This window comes from Mesorhizobium sp. M7D.F.Ca.US.004.03.1.1 (genome assembly GCF_003998635.1).
Classification (GTDB): Bacteria; Pseudomonadota; Alphaproteobacteria; order Rhizobiales; family Rhizobiaceae; genus Mesorhizobium; species Mesorhizobium loti.
The window spans coordinates 1-3,937 of record NZ_RZQG01000573.1 but is presented as its reverse complement, the minus strand read 5'-3'; the positions used below and the strand labels follow the sequence as shown (position 1 = coordinate 3,937).

At 65.3% G+C, this 3,937-nt stretch carries 4 protein-coding genes; all 4 read right to left on the bottom strand.

From position 1 onward, the window contains the following. Positions 1-322 precede the first annotated feature (322 nt). Positions 323-1,312, bottom strand: coding sequence for a Coat protein (locus EN935_RS25635; protein ID WP_127265376.1), 990 nt, complete (start codon positions 1,310-1,312; stop codon positions 323-325). Between the two features lie 808 nt (positions 1,313-2,120). Continuing rightward, positions 2,121-2,684: a hypothetical protein gene (locus EN935_RS25630; RefSeq protein ID WP_206532427.1), complete on the bottom strand. Its 564-nt coding sequence runs from the start codon at positions 2,682-2,684 to the stop codon at positions 2,121-2,123. 350 nt (positions 2,685-3,034) lie between these two features. Further along, positions 3,035-3,355, bottom strand: a complete 321-nt coding sequence (locus EN935_RS25625; RefSeq protein ID WP_056592073.1) for a hypothetical protein — start codon at positions 3,353-3,355, stop codon at positions 3,035-3,037. Next, positions 3,352-3,937: portal protein (locus EN935_RS25620; protein ID WP_245489048.1), on the bottom strand; the 586-nt coding region annotated here is incomplete at its 5' end. The genes EN935_RS25620 and EN935_RS25625, both read right to left, overlap by 4 nt.

Genomic DNA, 3,937 nt, shown 5'->3' with positions numbered 1-3,937 from the left:
AAGCTGGCCGAAAGGCACCGCCGCGACAGATCCGTAGGCGTATCGGGCTACGTCTATCGGGCAAGTTGTGCGGGACCCGAAACGCGCTCACAATTCAGTTTTCCGAAGCACAGTACGCTTCAAAAAGCTTGCTGATATTGCTATCGGATTGTTTGCCGATACCCGTCTTCCCCCCGAAGCCCTGTCGGCAGACGAGGCGGATTCTGTCCCCGGATCCGCCTTTTTCATGTGCGAGGTATCGGCATTTCCACAGGCCGGTTCCGCCTTCGGGCGGACGGTCACGGGGCGGGCGCTCATCGCCCCCGCCCCTCGCCCAAGCCGATCAAGCCTCGGTGGTCTTCAACGCAATGAACGTCATGGTCTTGACGCTCGACGCCGTGCGGTCCCAGTTCGCCGCCAGCGCCAGCTCCGCATCGGTAGCGAATTCACCGGCCGAGGAGGCGTCGAGGAAGCGCGTGCCGGGCACATGCGGCACAAAATGCCGGCGGCCGACCATTTCCGTCACGCCGCCGCCATGGCCCTGGCGAGGCTTGCGGTCGAATTCCAGCGGGCCGCCTTCGGTGTTGACCGGCAGCTCGTTCCACAGGATCGCCTTGTCCTTGAACATGAAGGCGGTGTAGACGCCCGCAGCCTGCGGAATGTCGTCGTCAACGACGGCGCGAAGCCCCATATAGTAGGGGATCAGCGGCCCGCCCTGTTCGGAGGACGGCACATAGTCGATCAGGTCGGCGAGCTTCAGCGCCTTCATCTGCTTGGAGTGCATCCAGATCGTCTTGAACTTGTCCGCGCGGTCGCCCATCAGATAGGCGGCCTCGATGATGTCGGTGTCGACGATGGAGGCGCCGGTGGTGCGCACCAGGTCGCCTCCGTCATTGGCGATGTTGTCGGCGACGACACCCTTCAGGATGCCGAGCAGGGTCAGCTTGTTGGCGCGCTGCCAGTACTCGGTCTGCCGCTTGACGATCAGTTTTTGCGGATCGTCGCCCGCCAGGATCGACGTCAGGTCCGGAACGCCCCACGCCTGGGCGCGGACATTGCGGGCGGCGACCTCGCGGCGCGAGCCGATCTTCTTCATCTCGATGGAATCGGCCGGATCGTCATTGACCGGTTCGGACGGGTCGTTGCCGAGGTCCTTCCAGCCGGGCATGTCGACCGAGCGGCCGCCCATCGACAGTTTCGAGGAGATGGCCGGGTCGGAAAACAGGATTCCGGCCTGGTAGATCTCGAGCGACTGGACATGCTCCTCGAAAGCATATTGCGCATAGACGGACGGAACGATCGCGTCCGCGATACGGGTGTAGGCATCTGCCATTTTTTCTCTTCCTTCAGGTTTGGGTTTGTTGGTGACGCCCCCTCACCCAGCCTCCGCTTCGCTCGGCGACCTCTCCCCGGCGGGAGAGGAGACCTGAGACGGCGGTGCAGCCTCTTCTCCCCACCGGGGAGAAGGTGGCCGTGTAGCGGCCGGATGAGCGTGAGGTCGGCGGCCGTGGCTATTACTTCATGACGCGCGCTGTCCTCTTCCGGCGTAGCACTATCGGCCTTGGGCGAGGACTCTTTGACTCTGGCCAAAACGGCCTCGTTCGACATGCCACGCATGCTGTAGAATTGCCGACTGACATCCATTGCTTGGCGGAAGGCTTGGAAGCGCCTGACGCCTTCGGTGGCGCCGTAGAGAGCGATGAACTGCTCCGGAGTCTGCGCGGGGCCGGAATAGGTTCCAGTGTCCCTGATAGACCTTGGTGCGTTCTGTTCTGCCAGGCCGATGCTGGTTCGTGTTTCGACCTGCCGCGCGATCTCAGCGGTCCGCGCTTGCTGGGCCAACGCTGACCTGTCGTGAGGCGGGATGTCGTCCCGGAAAACCTGCACCGATCGCTCATATGGCGCCGGCTCGCCAACGTGATCGTTTCTTGGCACCACAGAACTTGTGGTATTTGCCTGCGAGCTACCAACGGCCTCGGCGGTATCGTCCTTTGTCCGGCTTCCAGCCTGCGCCGCACCCAGCATCTCGACAGCGCGCTTCGGATCCTGGGCGATCATCGCCTGGACCAGCGCCTTGGCCGTGTTGGTGCGCCAGGCGACTTCCGCCGCTTGCCTGGCGAGCGGATTGCCGATCTTGGCGATCAGGTCGAGCCCGCTCTGCCGGACCGCCTCGAAGTTTGCGGTGTCGCTCGGGTCGTTTTGCGCGATGGCGCTGGTCGAGATGTTGTCAACCTTGGTCCACTCGGCCAACTCGTAGTCCTGACGCCGCTGAAGCTGCCGCTGCGCCGCGCGCCAACCGCGCGCATTACCTCCTTCTGCCTAGCGAAGCTGGCGCGCTGGCTCTCGGGCATGTTCGGCAGGGCGTCGTCGAACAGCGTGTCGAACAGGCCAGTCTTGACCACCCGACCGTTGCGCAGATCGACCTGGCCGTACATCGTCTCATGCAGGCCGGCGCCGTCGGCCGGCGCGTTCGCCGCTACCTCGTCTTCGGCTTGCGCGATCCGGCTGGTGAACCGGTGGCGCGCCAGCTCGGCGTCGAACGCCTCCTGCTGGTCCTTCATCTGCCGGTAGCGTTCGGCGACAGCGGAAAGCTGGTCGCCAAGACCCTGCATGGCGCCGCCGATCGGCGATCCCTGCGGGTATTGCACCGCATTGCCGGTATCGAGCCGGCGCTGGGCAATGGAGAGGGGGATGATGCTGACCATTGGCTGTTTCCTGCGCAACTGGCTTTGAACAAAAGAGCGCGCGGCGCTGGCGATCACGGCACGGCCGGTCGCACGCTGGCTGTCCGCGTTCGCGGGTTTTGTCGGATCGACTTTTTGGAGAAATCCTGGAGCAGCGGTGCTGCCTGGGTGGGTCAGTGGACCTCGTCGGCAGCGCGACCACGTCGTGGGGCCGCAGCGACCGCTACTGGCCCCTTCTCCCCGTTCAACGGGGAGAAGGTCCCGGAAGGGGGATGAGGGGCAGCGCTAAGTTTCGATATGCTGGCGCCGCTCCTCACCTGCCTGCCGGCATCCTCTCCCCGTAAACGGGGCGAGGGACGCAGCTTCAGCGCCTACCCCTCCGCCCGCGCCGCTTTCTCCAGCGCCGCAAGCTGCGCCTCATCCAGCGTCAGAAACCCCATAATGTGCTGCACCACCTCGGCCCGCGCATTGCTTAGCGCGCTGTGCAATTCGAACCCGTTGGGCGTCCTGGTGCGTGCCATCCACTCGCCATAGGACGGACGCCGGTAATAGCCGGTCGTCGCCGCGAGGTCGGCCAGCACCATCTCGCCATCCTCGCCGGAAAACACCCTGAGATACGCCTTGGCCAGCGCGTCGCGCGCCCTGGCAGGACTGCCGGCCTGGCCGGAATGGGCGAAGCGTTTCCGGCTCATGCGCCGTTACCCGCCGGGCCGACGGGCTGCCCGCCTTGACCACCGCCGCCCAGCATGTCTTGCAACCCGTCGAGCAGGCCGCTGTCGCGCGCCTGCACCGCCGCCGGCACCGCATCCTTGGCGGCCTTGCCCGCGGTGGCGATCGCCGCCATGCCGGCCTGCGATTGTTGGGCCTTGGCTCTCGCGCCACGCAACTCGTCCACCTCCTCCTTGCGACGAAAGATGCGCTGCGGGCTGCGGCCGGCGCTCTGCACGATCTTGATCGCCTCGTCGCTGTCGATGTTGTCCATCACGCCGGGGTCGAACTGCGCCATCTGCATGGCCGTCGTCACCACCTGGATGGTGTCTCGCGCCTCGGCTGAGCGCCTGAGCACGTCGAGCGGACCGGTGAAGGTCGGCCGCACCGCCTTGCCGGCGAGACTGTCCGGCGGCAGGAAGCGGCTGTCCTCGTCATAGAGGCCCTTGTCCTCGAGAATGCCGAGCTCGCGGTCGAGATTGCTGGCGAAACCGGCCTGGATGATCGAGCCGGACGGCCCGAGCAGCGCGCCCTTTTCCTCTTGCCTGATCAGCGCTTCAGTCGCC